The 15,370-nt window shown below is 68.6% G+C and carries 15 protein-coding genes; 8 read left to right on the top strand and 7 right to left on the bottom strand.

The genetic code is table 11. From position 1 onward, the window contains the following. Positions 1 to 332: 332 nt before the first annotated feature. Positions 333 to 3,485 (top strand): sacsin N-terminal ATP-binding-like domain-containing protein, encoded by a 3,153-nt coding sequence (locus tag LDL21_RS23370; protein ID WP_255675431.1) that lies wholly within the window; start codon positions 333 to 335, stop codon positions 3,483 to 3,485. Here LDL21_RS23370 and LDL21_RS23375 read toward each other — a convergent pair. Further along, the gene (locus LDL21_RS23375; RefSeq protein ID WP_225281756.1) at positions 3,482 to 4,108 is read right to left on the bottom strand and encodes a TetR/AcrR family transcriptional regulator; all 627 of its coding nucleotides are present in this window, start codon (positions 4,106 to 4,108) and stop codon (positions 3,482 to 3,484) included. The genes LDL21_RS23370 and LDL21_RS23375 overlap by 4 nt on opposite strands. A 119-nt stretch (positions 4,109 to 4,227) precedes the next feature. Here LDL21_RS23375 and LDL21_RS23380 point away from each other — a divergent pair, with 119 nt between their 5' ends. Further along, on the top strand, positions 4,228 to 6,261 hold the full coding sequence (locus LDL21_RS23380) for a neutral/alkaline non-lysosomal ceramidase N-terminal domain-containing protein (protein WP_225281757.1): 2,034 nt from the start codon (positions 4,228 to 4,230) through the stop codon (positions 6,259 to 6,261). On the opposite strand, the gene LDL21_RS23385 is transcribed toward LDL21_RS23380, so the two are convergent. Continuing rightward, positions 6,258 to 6,518, bottom strand: coding sequence for a DUF2530 domain-containing protein (locus LDL21_RS23385; RefSeq protein ID WP_225281758.1), 261 nt, complete (start codon positions 6,516 to 6,518; stop codon positions 6,258 to 6,260). The genes LDL21_RS23380 and LDL21_RS23385 overlap by 4 nt on opposite strands. Before the next feature lie 68 nt (positions 6,519 to 6,586). On the opposite strand from LDL21_RS23385, the gene LDL21_RS23390 reads away from it, so the two are divergent. Continuing rightward, positions 6,587 to 7,018 (top strand): MarR family winged helix-turn-helix transcriptional regulator, encoded by a 432-nt coding sequence (locus tag LDL21_RS23390; protein WP_067492414.1) that lies wholly within the window; start codon positions 6,587 to 6,589, stop codon positions 7,016 to 7,018. On the opposite strand, the gene LDL21_RS23395 is transcribed toward LDL21_RS23390, so the two are convergent. Continuing rightward, on the bottom strand, positions 7,019 to 7,405 hold the full coding sequence (locus LDL21_RS23395) for a YccF domain-containing protein (protein ID WP_225281759.1): 387 nt from the start codon (positions 7,403 to 7,405) through the stop codon (positions 7,019 to 7,021). It lies immediately after the preceding gene. A 25-nt stretch (positions 7,406 to 7,430) separates the two neighbouring features. On the opposite strand from LDL21_RS23395, the gene LDL21_RS23400 reads away from it, so the two are divergent. After that, a complete protein-coding gene (locus LDL21_RS23400; protein WP_225281760.1) occupies positions 7,431 to 8,234 on the top strand; it encodes a TrmH family RNA methyltransferase in 804 nt (267 codons plus the stop codon). Then, positions 8,231 to 8,527, top strand: a complete 297-nt coding sequence (locus LDL21_RS23405) for a DUF2537 domain-containing protein (RefSeq protein ID WP_225281761.1) — start codon at positions 8,231 to 8,233, stop codon at positions 8,525 to 8,527. Before LDL21_RS23400 ends, LDL21_RS23405 begins: the two co-directional genes overlap by 4 nt. On the opposite strand, the gene LDL21_RS23410 is transcribed toward LDL21_RS23405, so the two are convergent. The 3 genes from LDL21_RS23410 to serC all read right to left on the bottom strand — a co-directional run bounded on the left by LDL21_RS23410 (position 8,501) and on the right by serC (position 11,912). Beyond that, complete coding sequence (locus LDL21_RS23410) at positions 8,501 to 9,217, bottom strand: DUF6928 family protein (RefSeq protein WP_225281762.1); 717 nt, start codon at positions 9,215 to 9,217, stop codon at positions 8,501 to 8,503. The two genes, LDL21_RS23405 and LDL21_RS23410, sit on opposite strands and share 27 nt — an antisense overlap. A gap of 135 nt (positions 9,218 to 9,352) precedes the next feature. After that, positions 9,353 to 10,405, bottom strand: a complete 1,053-nt coding sequence (sepH, locus tag LDL21_RS23415; protein ID WP_225281763.1) for a septation protein SepH — start codon at positions 10,403 to 10,405, stop codon at positions 9,353 to 9,355. A 385-nt stretch (positions 10,406 to 10,790) separates the two neighbouring features. After that, positions 10,791 to 11,912, bottom strand: coding sequence for a phosphoserine transaminase (gene serC / locus LDL21_RS23420; RefSeq protein ID WP_067492426.1), 1,122 nt, complete (start codon positions 11,910 to 11,912; stop codon positions 10,791 to 10,793). Between the two features lie 292 nt (positions 11,913 to 12,204). Here serC and LDL21_RS23425 point away from each other — a divergent pair, with 292 nt between their 5' ends. Both LDL21_RS23425 and LDL21_RS23430 read left to right on the top strand, forming a co-directional pair. Further along, complete coding sequence (locus LDL21_RS23425) at positions 12,205 to 12,840, top strand: hypothetical protein (protein ID WP_225281764.1); 636 nt, start codon at positions 12,205 to 12,207, stop codon at positions 12,838 to 12,840. 177 nt (positions 12,841 to 13,017) lie between these two features. After that, entirely contained in the window at positions 13,018 to 13,230 is a 213-nt protein-coding gene (locus tag LDL21_RS23430; RefSeq protein ID WP_225281765.1) for a hypothetical protein, read from the top strand. A gap of 173 nt (positions 13,231 to 13,403) precedes the next feature. On the opposite strand, the gene LDL21_RS23435 is transcribed toward LDL21_RS23430, so the two are convergent. Continuing rightward, complete coding sequence (locus tag LDL21_RS23435; protein WP_225281766.1) at positions 13,404 to 14,525, bottom strand: citrate synthase 2; 1,122 nt, start codon at positions 14,523 to 14,525, stop codon at positions 13,404 to 13,406. Positions 14,526 to 14,679: 154 nt separating this feature from the next. On the opposite strand from LDL21_RS23435, the gene pdxH reads away from it, so the two are divergent. Continuing rightward, positions 14,680 to 15,363, top strand: coding sequence for a pyridoxamine 5'-phosphate oxidase (gene pdxH / locus LDL21_RS23440; protein WP_443678054.1), 684 nt, complete (start codon positions 14,680 to 14,682; stop codon positions 15,361 to 15,363). Positions 15,364 to 15,370 lie beyond the last annotated feature (7 nt).

Below are 15,370 nucleotides of genomic sequence, written 5' to 3' on the forward strand. Positions count from 1 at the left end.
GCCGACGCGGGAGTGCAGCCTGCCGCTGACGTCGTCACCGAGGCCGGTGCCGCTGACCGGGCCGGCGATGCTGTTGTGCCAACGGCGCCGGTGGCCGAGGCCGATGTCGCTGATACTCGCAACCAGGATGTCGCCCCGCCTGAGGATGCTCCCGTAACCGATTCCGCTGCGGCCGAAGGTTCGGGTGTGGAGACTGATGACGCCGGGGCTGATTCGTCGGGAGGTGCCGACGCGGGCGCGGCGGATTCGGCCGCCGATGCTGCTTCCGCCGAGGGTGATTCCGGTGTGACGCACGTCGTGGGCGCCGGGGAGCGCGGATCGTCGGTGGGGCGCTGAACGCTGGGGCGGACCCGTTCGGTACCGCGGGGCTGCGGGCCGGAGTTCTTGCCGCGTGGCGGGATTCGCCGACGCGGCTGCGGGAGGACAGTGCGGGTGAGGCCGATCTGGTCGCCGCGGGCTATCGGGATCGGGTGCTCACCGAGCTGGCGCAGAACGCGGCCGACGCGGCGGTGCAGGGCGGTGTGCCCGGTGAGCTGGCGGTGCGGATCGTCGACCGGCGGTTGCATGTCGCCAATACCGGTGCACCGCTGAGTGTTTCGGGTGTGCACGCGCTCACGGCGCTGCGTGCCTCGGGCAAGGACGACGGCGCGCAGGTCGGCCGGTTCGGTGTCGGCTTCACCGCGGTGCGCTCCGTGGGTGACGAAGTGGAGATCCGCTCCACCACGGGTTCCATCCGCTTCTCCCTCACCGCCACCCTCAACGCCCTGCACGACAACGGCATCACCCACCCCGAAGACCTCACCCCACCGGCCCTACGCCTGGCCTGGCCCATCCCCACCACCCCACCCTCGGGCGCCGACACCGAAGTCGTCATCCATCTCCGCGACGACATCGACCCCATCACCCTCCTCACCTCGATGCGCGCCGAGGCCCCCGACCTCCTCCTCGAGCTCCCCGCCCTCCGCCGAATCCGCATAGCGGACAGCGAATTCACCAGCGTCACAACCCTCCTCGACCACCCCGCCCCGCCACACGGCAGCGCGAACGCCACACCTGGCGCCGATTTCGCGGCCGAGGCTGCCCACGTCGATACGGCCCCACGCCCTGACGCGGAGCCGGGCAACGAGATCTCGATTGCCGCGCCGACGTCCGAAGGGGCCGCGGAAATTGCCCATGCTCCTGGACTCGATACGAAGGCCCATGTGGGCCCGCCGGTGGGCACCCTCACCAAGCTGACCACCACCGGACCCGACGGCACCCAGCACTGGTGGCAGTACCGCAGCGCCCGTGCGCGCTGGCTGCTCCCGCTGACCAACGGTCGCCCGGTCCCCGCCGCGCCGGATGTCCTGCGCGCGCCTACTCGTTCGGACGAGGAACTGTCCCTCCCGGCAATCCTCGTAGCCGACATCGCCATGCAACCCGACCGCCGCAGGCTGCTTCCCGGCGCTCGCCTGCACGAAATCACCTCGGGATACGCCGATTTCGTCCGCGCCTTGCCGCCGCAGGACCGCCTCGTCCTCGTCCCCGCCCCCGCGTTCGCCCGCAGCGAGGCCGACGCTCTCCTCCGCGAAGCGATCATCACCGAACTCCGCACGAACCCGTGGCTTCCGGTCTGCCCGACCCGCGACCGCTCAGACCACGAATTCGATTCGAACCAAGAGGAATTCGACGCCCTCACCGGGACGAGTTTCGAGTCCACTGATCGTCACAACTCATCTGTCGGAGTCGACCAGGACGCCTTCGGCAAGGATATGATTACCGCCGAAGTATCCGCCCTCGACAACTCGTCCGTAGGCACCGCGCAGCACCTCGGCACCTTCGAGCCAGCCGAACCCGCCCGCTCGGCAAGCGTCGAAATACCCACTCGCGCCTCCGTATTCCCCGACTTGACGCCGGAACTTGCCGCGATCCTCGCCGACCTCACCGGTCCTCTGGTCATCCCGGAACTCTCGACCCGCTCCGCCCAGGAAAAGCTGACAGTCCTCGACGTCCACCGCCTGTCGTCGGCCGCCCTGGCCGACCTCACCACCGGCCTCGAACGAGACCCGCACTGGTGGCGCACCTTCTACTCCACGCTGGAACCCTTCGTCACCGATTCGAGGACCGCCGAGGAATTCGGCGCCTTGGCCGTGCCCCTGGCCGACGGCCGCCTGGTCACCGGCCCGCGCACCGTCGTCCTCGACGACCAGCTCACCGTCGCCGTCCCGGTCCACTGGGCCCGCCTGGTACATCCGGACGCCACCCACCCGCTGCTGGCCCGCCTCGGTGCCCGCAGCGCCTCGGCCACCGACCTGCTCACCGATCCCGGCCTGCGCGACCTCCTCGAACACGACCCGGCCGACCCGGACACCGTCACCGCGGTCCTGCACCTGGCCCAGCTCGTGAGCGCCGACGAACTCCCCGACTGGCTCGGCCTGCTCGAATTGCCCGACGACACAGGAGAACTGCGTCCGGCCGACGAACTCCTCCTCCCCGGCGCACCGCTGGCCGAGGTGCTGGTCGACGACTCACCCTTCGGTACGGTCGCCGAATCGACGGTCGCCGAGTTCGGCGAACAGGCCTTGCGCGCGATCGGTGTCGGCTGGGATTTCGCCGTCGTCACCGACCCCGACCCACTCGGCCCCGACCACGACCTGGACGACGAATCTGCCTGGTGGAACGGCCTTCCCGAAGACCCACGCGAACTCGTCGCCGTCCGCGACCTCGACCTGGTCGACGACACCCGCTGGCCGCAGGCCCTGCGCACCCTGCTCGCGGAACCACGCACCCGCGCCCTCCTCGCCGACCGTGACGGTTACACCACCTGGTGGCTACACCGCCACGCCCACATCGATGGCATCCCTCTCGGCCGCTACCGCCACCCGGACGACACCGAATTCGCCGGTCTGCTCCCACCTTTCACGGCAGCCGCCCCCGACGCCCTCCGCCAGGTCCTCGTCCGTCCCGACGTGATGACCCCCGAGCTGGCCGAGGAACTCCTCGATGCGCTCGCCGACCCATCGAAAACCCCGACCCCCGAGACGGTTTCGCGCACTCATGCCCGCCTGGCCGCCGCCGTCGCGTCCGGCGCGCTCGACCCACGCGAACTAGACCTCCCCGAGCAGGTCAGGACACTGGCGGGAACGGTGGTCGACGCCGAGTCGGCCATGGTCCTCGACCGGCCCTGCTTCGGCCTCGTCATTCCGGCCGAGCGCCTGGTGGTAGGCGACCCGGAACATGCCGAGGCCCTCGCCGCACTGCTCGACCTACCGCTGGTGTCCGACCAGGTGAGCGGCGAGGTGCTCGGTACCGGCAGGCAGAGCACCTGGGCCACGGAACCGCTCGGCGTGGTGCTGCGGCAGCTGTGGTCACCGCCGCACACCACCGGCACCCTCGTGCTGCACGAAGTTCTCGAGATCTTTCTGCGGGGCGAGTTCTCGGGCACGGTGCGGGTGCCGTGGTGGGACGTCGACGGCACCGTGCACGTGCAGGTGCCGCGCGGTTAGGTCGCGTGCGCGGTGACCATCTCGGCGAGCAGGTCGAGCTGGGCCTGCACCGCGTCGCTGTCGTCGTCGACGAGCCAGCGCAGCACGATGCCGTCGATGACGCTGAGGATGAAGCGGCTCAGCTGGGGGAGCGGGATGTTCCAGTCGCAGCCGGTGGCGTCGCGGCAGTGGTCCATCACGTCGGCGACGGTGCTGTCGTTGAACTTGTACTGCTCGCGGGCGATGGCGAGTTTGGCCGGGGTCGACTCACCCTCGCGCAGCGCGTAGGTGGTGGTCTCGTAGGTGAGCAGCTGACGTTCGGGGGTGGCCTCGATGTTGCGCCACATCAGTTCCAGCCCTTGGCGAACCAATTTCTGAAGCGCTTCTTTTCCTGTTCCGGTATCGGCCCAGACAGTTTCATCCGCATCGACGGAATCGCGTAATTCCATCGAGAGCGCTTTGACCAGCTCGGTCATCAGCGCGTCCTTGTTTTCGAAACAGTAATGCACCACACCGAGCGAGACGCCCGCCGCTTGGGCGACATCGCGTGTGGTCACGCCCGCCACGCCCTTTTTCTCGGCGAGACCGATCGCTGCCTCTATCAGGTGGGCTCGTCGTTCTTCGACGCTCAATCGGGAGGACACCTGTGCGAGTTAAGCGCTCACGTCGCGAACAGTCAATTCGCCGAACCGCCGCGAATTCCTGGACAGGCGACCAGTTGTATGGTTGTCTGCGTCACACCACCCGTGAAGGAGCTGTTCGGATGCCTGTGAACCGTCGTGCCGTGCTGGCTGCCTCGACGCTGGGGATTCCCCTCGTCGCGGCCATGGGAGCTCACGGAGCGTCGAAGGCGCACGCCGAATCCGCGCGCGGTGGATTCGAATTCGGGCTCGGTATCGCCGATCTCACGGGGCCCGCCGCGGAATGCGGCATGATGGGCTACTCACAACTCGAACAGACCACGGCGGGAATTCATCTGCGCCCGCGAGCGCGCGCGTTCGTGATCGAATCGGGCGGAAATCGGGTCGCGTTCGTCGCGGTGGAGAACGGCGCGTTGTTCCAGTCAGTGCACCGGGGTGTACTGCTCGCGCTGGCGCGCCGATTCGGTGATCGGTATACCGAACGAAATGTCGTCCTCACTTCGACTCACACGCATTCCAGTTGTGGCGGTTCCGCGCACGATTACGCCTATACGCTCGCGACGCTCGGATTCCAGCAGCAGGTCTACGACACCGAAGTCGACGGCATCGTCGAGGCGATCGCCGCCGCCGACGCCGACCTCGCGCCGGGCACGGTGGCGCTCGGCCGCGCCGAATTGCGCGACGCGAGCGTGAACCGTTCGCGGGTGGCCTTCGACCGCAATCCGGCCGAAGACCGCGCGGCCTTCCCGGACGCGATCGACCCGGCGGTCACCACCCTCGTCTTCCGCCGTGGCGCGAAGGAGGTCGGCGCGCTCACCTGGTTCGCCACCCACAACACGTCGATGACCAACAAGAACCGGCTCATCAGCTCCGACAACAAGGGCTACGCCAGCTACGCCGCCGAGCACCTGGAGCACGGCGTGCGCCACCTCGACGGCGAGCCGTCGTATCTGGCCGCGTTCGTGCAGACCAATGCCGGTGACATGTCCCCGAATCTCGCGCTCGCACCGGGCATCGGCCCGACCGACGACGAGTTCGACAACACCCGGATCATCGGCGAACGCCAGTACATCGCGTCGAGGACCGCCGCCGAACAGGCGGCACCGATCACGAGCACGATCGATTCGCTGCTGTGCTACGTCGACCTCGCGGCCGTGACGGTCGACGGTCGCTTCACTCCCGACGGCGCACCACACCGCACCGCACCGGCTGCCGCAGGTCTCTCGCTGGCGGCGGGCAGCGTGGAGGACGGTCCGGGCCTGCCCGGCGGACCCATTCCCGAGGGCGTACGTAACCCGCTGGTGGACTTTCTCGGCGGAATCGACCATCCCCACCCGGCGTGGCTGGCCGACGCTCAGGCGCCCAAGGCGATCTTCGCCCCGCTCGGGTTGATGCCGCCCGTGCCGTGGGTGCCGAATGTGGTTCCGCTTCAGCTGATCCGGCTCGGCGACCTCTACGTGGCCGCCGCCGGAGCCGAATTCACCATCGTCGCCGGCTTGCGCGTGCGGCGCGCGGTGGCGCAGGCGCTCGGTGTGGGTGTGGAACAGGTGCTGTTGCAAGGCTATTCGAATGCCTACCACCAGTACGTCACCACGCCGGAGGAATACGACGCGCAACAGTACGAAGGCGCGTCGACACTGTTCGGCCGCTACACGTTGTGCGCGTATGTGCAGGAATTCACCAGGCTGGCAGAGGCTTTCGTGGCGGGCGCGGTCCCGGGTCGCGGTCCCGCACCGCGCGACGTCTCCGCCTTACAGCCGAATTTCGCCGCCGCGCCGGGCCCGGACGCGACACCGTCCGGCCGGAATTTCGGTGATGTCGTGCGCCGGCCCGAGCGCACAGCTCGCGGCGGCCGGGTGGAAGCCGAATTCGTCTCGGCTCATCCGAAACACAATCCGCGACGCGGCGGAACCTTCCTCGAGGTGCAGCGCCGAACCGGGAACGGCTGGGTCCGGGTGGCCAACGAGGGGGAGTGGGATGTGCGGTTCTACTGGCGGAAACAGGACGCCGCGGTCTCGATCGCCCATTTCGTCTGGGACATCCCGGCCGGCGCGGAACCGGGAACGCACCGGTTCGTGCACTTCGCCGACGCGCTCGGCGCCGACGGCGTGCTTCGCCCGTTCACCGGGACGAGTGACGAGTTCGAGGTCGTCTAGTCCTCGGTGAGACCCACCTGGGCGCCCTTGTCGCCCCGCAGGGCCGACCGCCGCTGTGCCAGCCAGATCGCCGAGCCGAGCACGCCGACGAACAGGCCCATCAGGCACACCGACCGGGCATCGGCCCAGGCCGGGACCACGAAAGCCAGCACGGTGGCCACCGCCCAGGCGGCGAAGCCGAGCAGCACAACCGGGCGTGGATCGACCAGGCTTCGCGGCAGGTGCGGCATCTCGCGGCTGACGGGTCCGGCATCCATACCCAAACAGTAGCGCCCTGAAACCCATCAGGGGGCACAGCCGTACCGTAGAGTTCTGCACTGTGACAGTGCCATCCGACGTCCGTGCCCTCGCCGGTGATCTCTCGCTGGCGGTTGTGCGGCTCACGCGACACCTGCGCGGCCGCCGTGCCGAGGCGCAGATCTCGCTCACTCAGCTGTCGGCCCTGGCCACCCTCGCTCGCGACGGCGCGATGACGCCCGGCAATCTCGCGGGCAAGGAACGCGTGCAGCCGCCGTCGATGACCCGCGTGATCGCCTCCCTCGCCGACCTCGAGTTGGTCCAGCGCAGACCGCATCCCACCGACGGACGCCAGATCATCGTGTCGCTGTCACCCGCCGGCCGGGCGCTGGTCGCCGACGAGACGCACGCGCGCGAGGCCTGGATGACCGAGCAGCTGTCCAACCTGAGCCCGGAGCAGCTCGCGGTGCTCGATCAGGCCGTGGCGATCATGAACCAGATCATCGCGGGTTCGGAGTAGTCAGTCCTGCTGCGGTACTACCTCGTGGCCGAGCGGGAACAGCGACAGCGGAACCAGTTTGAGATTGGCCCAGGCGAACGGCAGCCCGATGATCGTCACCGCCAGCGCCACACTGGTGAACACGTGGCCGAGCGCCAGCCACCAACCGGCGAAGACGAACCAGATGATGTTGCCGAGCAGCGACCCCGCCCCGGCGCTCGGTTTGTCGACGACCGTGCGCCCGAAGGGCCACAGCACGTAACCGGCCAGCCGCAACGACGCGATGCCGAACGGGATCGTGACGATCAGGACGAAGCAGATCAGCGCCGCGAACAGGTAGCCGACTGCCATCCAGAACCCGCAGAGCACCACCCACAGAATGTTCAAGATCAACTGAACCAGCTTCATGCTTCCAGCATGCCAGGATGATCCGGTGGCCGAAGTAATTCCCATCGACGATCCCGCCGACCCGCGTGTCGACGACTTTCGCGATCTGTCCTCCGCCGACCGCAGGCCCGACCTGCCCGGCCGCAAGGGACTGGTGATCGCGGAGGGGGTCGTGGTGGTGCAGCGCATGCTCGACTCGCGTTTCACCCCGAGTGCGCTGCTCGGTGTCGCCAAGCGCTACGAGGCCCTCGCCGACGACCTCGCGGGGCTCGATGTGCCCTACTACCAGGCGACAGCCGAGGTGATGGCCCAGGTGGTCGGCTTCCACCTCAATCGTGGTGTGCTCGCGGTCGCGCCGCGCCCGGCCGAGCTGACGGTCGACGAGGTGCTCGACGGTGCGCGCACGGTGGCCGTGCTGGAGGGTGTCAACGATCACGAGAATCTGGGGTCGATGTTCCGCAACGCGGCGGGGCTGGGCGCCGACGCGGTGCTGTTCGGTGACCGCTGCTCCGACCCGCTCTACCGGCGTTCGGTCCGCGTCTCGATGGGGCACGTGCTTCGGGTTCCGTTCGCCCAGATCCCGCAGTGGCCGGATGGGCTGGAGGTGTTGCGGGAGCGCGGTTTTCAGATCATCGCGCTCACCCCGAATCCAGCGGCGGTGAATCTGGCGACCGCGATGACGGGCGAGCGGGTCGCCCTGCTGCTCGGCGCCGAGGGCCCCGGCCTGACCGAGGAGGCCATGCGCGCCACCGATATCCGTGCACGTATCCCCATGTCGCCCGGGACCGATTCGCTCAATGTCGCCACGGCTGCCGCGATGGCCTTCTACGAACGAGTCCGCACGTCATGAGTCCGGACGGGCCCTATCGGGCGGGACCGGGTTCGGTGCCTTGGGCGTTGGGCGGCACGGTGATCGCGCTGGTCGCGGCGCTCGGCGCGGTAGCGGTGTACGCGTTCGGTGTCGCGCTGGCCGATGTGCATCCGCTGCTCGCGATCGCGGTGAACGTGATCGCGGTCGTCGGGGTCGCGCCCACGGTGTGGCGGTGGCGGTGCACGCCCGTCGTGCGCTGGGTGCTCGCGGGGGCGGTAGTCGGCGTGGCGCTCGGCTGGATCGCGCTACTGGTCTATCTGGTCGTCGGCTAGCCGACCGGGCCTGCGCAGCCAGCGGGACAGTCGGCGCCGGGAAGGCGCGGTCGACACGGGTTCAGGCGCTCGGCCTTTCGGATACAGCGTGAATCCGCAGACTGGCAGGTCGCCCAGCCGGGGTGCCTCGAGATAGCGGAAGCCGAGCCAATGGGCATTGGCCGCGTCGGCGAAATCGGGGGGATCGAAGGGCAGTGATTGCGGGCCCGGTCTGTCGTCCCGATCCCACGGCACCGGATGGTCTCCCGCCCAGAACTCGCGCTCCCACACCATGGGCAGCCCCTCGTTCTCCAGGATGTCGACCCGGGTCGAGCTGAACGAGCGACGGAATTCCCCACGTTCCCAGTGGGCGAACGCACCCCAGTGCACGGTGGTGTCGAACGAGATCAGATAGGTGTGTTCGGAAGCGAGCGGGCGCACGAGCAGATCGGGCAATCTGGTCGGCTCGATCAGCGCGGCCTCGGCGGTGCACACGACCGTCACTCCGGGATAACAGCCGATGTAGACCTCGTCGCGATCCGGACCGGCGCAGCCGTCGAGTGTCCCGACCACGATCGGGCGCACATCGTTGTCGGCATACAGCTCACCAGCCAGTGCCTGCGCGGCAACGGGATCGGACGTGGGCCGCTCGCGCAAGACGGCGGCGGGATCAGCGGTATCGACATACCAGAGGGTGGAAGCCGACTTCACGTGTCACCTCCGACTGCTATCGGAACCCGTGGTGCGGCGGCTGCCGCCGCGCCGGGCGTGCACTCGACCCCGCTGTCGGCTGTCGACCAGCACGGCCCCGAGTTCTGGGGAGAACTCGGGGCCGCCGGTACACAGTCAGTTGCCGGAGCTGCGAACGCCCAGGAGTACGTCCTCCCAGGACGGCATCGGCGCCTTACCGCGCTTGTTGCGTGCGGGCTTCGGCTTTTCCGGCTCGGCGGCTGGCTTGTCCTGCTGCGCGGCGGGCGGCGCCGGTGCGGCGGGCTCGCTCGGTGCGGCAGGGGCCGTCGCCGCCGGAACCGGTGCGGCGGGCTTGGGGGCCGCCGGCATCGGCGCGGTCGGCATCGGTGCGGCGGGCATCGGCGTGGCGGGCATGGCCGTCGGCGCCGGCTTGGCCGGAATCGCCGCCGTCCCACCGCCTGCCGCGACCTGGCGCTGCTCGTAGTACTCGTCCAGCGCGGGCTGCGGACGGCTCTGCGGGCGCGGCGTCGGCGTCATCGGCTCACGCGGACGCGGCTCCACCGGAACCGGCGCCTCGACCACGGGGGCCGACGGTGCGGGCATGGTGGCCAGACCACGCAGGGCGCGGCCGAAATCCGGGTCGATCAGGTCGTTGGCCGGGTCGTCGAGCGGGGAGACCGAACCGCCGTGCGCGTCGGGCTGGTAGCGCCAGTGCGCGGCGATCTCGGAGTGTCCGTGCCGCCACTGCAATTGCGCGACCCAGAACCCCTTTTCGTCTTTCCAGGCATCCCATTCGGCGTGTTCGATGGTGTGCCCGCGCTCGGCGAAGGCCGCGGTGACGATCTCGTGCAGCGTCTCCAACGCCGGGCCGTCGGGGCGCACCGGATGGGCTTTCTGCGCCAGCTCGGCGGCGCGAGCACGCTCGAGCAACACCGGATAGGCGAAACGCTCGACTTTGCTCGCCGGCATGCCGGACTCCGCCGTGACCTGCTCGACGGACGCGCCGGCGCGAATACGGGCCTGGATATCTCTAGGACGCATAGACGCTTCCATTTCGATCTCGATCTGGCCGAATCGTGCGAGGTCGCCGCGCGCCGCCGCGCGGAGCTTGTCGTCGGCGGGCAGCCGGAACTTGGTGCCGGACTCGAGGTCGCTGCACACGATGTGCGTGGAGTCGGGCGTCACCCCGATCACTCGAAGTTCACGCACCGTTACCTCCCTATCGCGTCGGCTCCGTCTGTTAGGACACCGCCCACTTTCCTAGACAGTAGTGCACATTACTTGGCCGCGGCAGCAGACACGCACGCCCAAATCGCGCACGCGGGCACCCCGGGCGGCTAATCTGATCGGCTCCCCGCGCGAATCCTGGTCGTGTACAGGCGTTTTGGTGATAGATCAACGGCTCGGTGCCGGATGGAATGTCGCGAAGAATGCGAACTTTGCGAAGCGTGTCAACGCTGACGAATAGCTGAATGGGGTTTGCGCCGACCGGGAGTTGCGGGTGCGATTTTTGCGACGAAGGAACAAAAATCGTGCCCGCAACTCCCGGTCTTACAGGGCGCAAACCCCCGCGGCGCCGCAGGCGCCGCAAAAATTACAGCTGACCGACTACCCAGTCGATGGAACGGGTCAGCTGGGAAACATCTTCCGGGTCGATCGCCGGGAACATGCCCACACGCAGCTGGTTGCGGCCCAGCTTGCGGTACGGCTCGGTGTCGACGATGCCGTTGGCCCGCAGGATCTTCGCGACCTGGGCGGCGTCGACCGAATCGTCGAAGTCGATGGTGCCGACCACCTGCGAACGGTGCGCCGGATCGGTGACGTACGGGGTGGCGAAGGAGCTCTGCTCGGCCCAGGTGTAGAGGCGCGAGGACGAGTCGAGGGTGCGCTTCACGGTCCAGTCCAGGCCGCCGTTGGTGTTCATCCACTCGATCTGGTCGGCGAACAGCAGCAGGGTGGCGATGGCCGGGGTGTTGTAGGTCTGGTCCTTGGTGCTGTTGTCGATGGCGACGGGCAGCGAGAGGAACTCCGGGGTCCAGCGACCCGAGGCCTTGATCTCCTCCACGCGGGCCAGCGCGGCCGGGCTCATGATCGCGACCCACAGGCCACCGTCGGCGGCGAAGCACTTCTGCGGGGCGAAGTAGTACACGTCGGAGTCGGCGATGTTCACCGGCAGACCGCCCGCGCCGGAGGTGGCGTCGATGGCGATCAGCGCGTTCTCCGAACCGGCCGGGCGCGACACCGGGATGGACACACCGGTCGAGGTCTCGTTGTGGGCCCAGCCGATGAGGTCGACGCTCGGGTCCGACACGGGCTCGGGCGCGCTGCCCGGCTCCGACGACACGACGATCGGGTCACCGATGAAGGGGTTGCCCTTGGCGACGGAGGCGAACTTCGACGAGAACTCGCCGTTGGTCAGGTGCAGCGAACGCTCACGGATCAGGCCGAAGGCGGCCGCGTCCCAGAACGCGGTGGTGCCACCGTTACCGAGCACCACCTCGTAGCCCTCGGGCAGCGAGAACAGCTCGCGCAGGCCGTTGCGCACCCGCGCCACCACGTCCTTGACCGGCTTCTGGCGATGCGAGGTGCCGAAGACCGAGGCGCCGACAGTCACCAGCGACTGCAGCTGCTCCGGGCGGACCTTGGACGGGCCACAGCCGAACCGTCCGTCGGCGGGCTTGAGGTCGGCGGGAATTGTCGGGAACGCACTGGTCATGCGGGGGAGTTTAGTGGTGGGCGGATGACGGTGGTCGCGGTGGGTGCGGGTCTGTGAGCCGCCCCACGTCGGACCGGCGATCCCGCACCTGCGGCGGTTGCGGCCCGCGCTTCGCCGCCGATCGACCGGGCGCGATCCGCGCCGTGCCTTGCCCGCTGTGTGCGCGGACCGTGGGTCTCGGTGACACCCCGAGCCAGGGTGGTGGCTCTTGTCGTTGCTGCCGGACGCCCGGCTGGTGCCTTGTGCGGGGAATTTGCCCTGGCGCCAACGTAGTTGGCAGTACTCTTCCGCTATGAGTCTGCTGACGGTCGATTCCGGACGGCACCTGCTCGATCGGTGGGCGTGGGTTTTCGGGCGGCGCCCGGGATTGCTGTCGGAGGGGGCACGACGGGAACTGCTGCTCAGAGGGTTGCCCGCCACCGCGACGGTGCTGTCGGTGTGGTCGCGCCGCGGTGAAGTCGGCAATAGGTTCAGCGTGCGGGTGCACCTTCCCGGCGAACTCGCCTACGACGTGCGGGTCCGGCAACGGATCCGTAGCCAGGATCTGGAATGGATGCGCCCCGGCGACACCATCGGCTGCCGCGTCGACCCCGGCGACCCCGACCGCGTCGTCCTGTACCTCCCCGAACAAACCAAATCCACCCCCGGCTCCACCGCCAAGATCCTCGCCAACGGCCGCCGCGCCGAAGCCACAGTCCTCGCCGTAGCCCCCATAGCCACCGACTACACCGCCCGCGAAGACCCGGTCCTACGCCTCGACCTGGAACTCCGAGCCTGGGACGAACCAACCCCCTGGCGAGTCCGCCTCATCCAACCCGTCCCCTTGACCGCCGTCGGCCAAATAGAACTGGGCACCCGCCTGGAAGCCGCCTTCTTCACCGTCGACCGAGGAAAGTCCGTAGCCCTCGACTTCACCTCCTTGGGCTGACCCGACAACCTCTGCGTTTGTATTCGCGCACATGGCAATTGAGCCCTCGGTAAGAAGAACTACTGTGGTGACGTGATAGTGCGACGCGCAGCGAAGACCGACCTCCGGGAGCTGTCAGCGATGCCGACATTCTGGGAGGCCGCGACTCTGGGGGTACCTATCTCTGCGGGTGCCGCGATGTTCATTTTCGGAGTTACCGCAAAGCTTGCCGATGCCGCATATCCAGCGGTAGACGTCCCGGCCAGCAGCCTGTTCGGCTTGCTGACGCTGACAGCGGCGTCGGTGATCTGCCTACTCGCGTGGAAAAGAAGTCCACGTTCACTGGGCGCAGCGCTCGGCCTGTCGGTGATCCTGCTGTTTTCCGCGCTCTTCTGGGCGCTATCCCTGTGAAGAACGAATTTACGTATCGACGCGAAGAATGGTTCGGTCCAGAGAGTTGTCTGGCAGTCGTGGCGGGGACGGTGTGCCTCTCCCTGCCTTATCTGGTGGCCGACCGGACTCGCCGGTTCGGCGAACAAAAAACCGGGCACCGATGAGTCGGTGCCCGGTCGGGGAGTAGGGGATCAGCCCGCGATGGCCGACCAGCCGGCAACTTCTTCCGGCTTGCGGGGGCCCGGTCCGGTGTAGATGGCGGCGGGGCGGACGAGCTTGCCCAGCTGCTTCTGCTCGAGGATGTGGGCACACCAGCCTGCCGTGCGGCCGCAGGTGAACATGGCGGGCATCATGTGGGCGGGGACCTCGGCGAAGTCGAGGATGACCGCGGCCCAGAATTCGACGTTGGTTTCGATGGCGCGGTCGGGGCGGCGTTCGCGCAGTTCGGCGAGGGCGGCCTGTTCGAGGGCGGCGGCTACTTCGTAGCGGGGGGCGGCCAGGCGCTTGGCGGTGGCGCGCAGCACGCGGGCGCGGGGGTCCTCGGCGCGGTAGACGCGGTGGCCGAAGCCCATCAGCTTCTCTTTGCGGTCGAGGATGCCCTTCACCAGAGCCCGTGCGTCACCGGTCTTTTCGACTTCCTCGATCATCGGGAGCACGCGGGCGGGCGCACCGCCGTGCAGCGGACCCGACATGGCGCCGATCGCACCCGACAGCGACGCCGCCACGTCGGCACCGGTGGAGGCGATCACGCGGGCGGTGAAGGTGGAGGCGTTCATGCCGTGCTCGGCGGCCGACACCCAGTAGGCGTCGATGGCCTCGGTGTGGCGCGGGTCCGGGTCACCCTTCCAGCGGGTCATGAACCGCTCGGTGACGGTGGAGCACTCGTCGATCTTGCGCTGCGGAACGGCGGGCTGGTAGATGCCGCGCGCGGACTGCGCCACATACGACAGCGCCATCACCGAGGCACGCGCGAGGTTCTCGCGGGCGGTCTCGTCGTCGATGTCGAGCAGCGGCTCGTAACCCCAGATCGGGGCGAGCATGGCCAGGCCTGCCTGCACGTCGACGCGCACGTCGCCGGTGTGTACGGGCAGCGGGAACGGTTCGGCGGGCGGGAGGCCGCGACCGAACTGGCCGTCGACGAGCAGCGCCCACACATCACCGAAAGTCACCTGGTTGGCGACCAAATCCTGGATGTCGACGCCGCGATACCGTAGGGCGCCACCGTCCTTGTCGGGCTCGGCGATGTCGGTGGTGAAGGCCACCACGCCTTCCAATCCGCTGACGAAATCCTGTGGTACCGAGCTCGCGGTCATGGTGACTCTCCTTGCAGGGGCAGGCCGATCTTTCGCAACGATAGACCCGCTGGTACTGCGGAGTAACGTCGCCCCTATGCGTGAACTCGACCCGTCCTCGGCGGCCGCGACCGAGCCCGCCGCGCAGCCTTCCGTAACCCTGTCCGACGCCGCGATTTCCGGCGCTGTCGACCTGAGCACGATGCGCGTCGACTACGGCGATCCGCAGGCGGTGCGCACCACCGAACCCGATCTCGACGAGTCGTGGGTGGCCGGTGGCTGGGAGCCGCTGCTGCGCCGCTGGATCGAACAGGCGGGCACCCTTGGGGTGGCCGAACCGAACGCGATGGTGCTGGCCACCGTCTCGCTCGCCGGTCCGGCGCCGCGACCGGTGGCGCGCACGGTGCTGTGTAAAGGCCTCTCGCCCGAGGGCGTCGTCTTCTATACGAACTACGACTCGGCCAAGGGCAATCAGCTCGCCGCCGACCCGTACGCGGCGGCCACCTTCGTCTGGCCGTCGCTGGCCAGGCAGGTGCACGTGCGCGGCGTGACCGAACGTGTCGCACCCGAGGTCACCGAGGCGTACTGGCAGACCCGGCCGCGCGAATCCCGGCTCGGTGCCTGGGCCTCGCAGCAGTCGCGACCCGCGGCCACCCGCGCCGACCTCGATCGCGCCCTGGCCGAGACCACCGCACGGTTCGCCGACGTCGACGACATCCCCGTCCCGCCGCACTGGGGTGGTTATCTGCTGCGCCCCGACGAGGTGGAGTTCTGGCAGGGCAGGCACGGACGGCTGCACAACCGGATCGTCGTCCGCATCGACGGCGAACGGACGACGGTTCTGCGCCTGCAACCCTGACGGTGGG

Origin of the sequence: Nocardia rosealba (assembly GCF_020216065.1) — a bacterium.
Classification (GTDB): Bacteria; Actinomycetota; Actinomycetes; order Mycobacteriales; family Mycobacteriaceae; genus Nocardia; species Nocardia rosealba.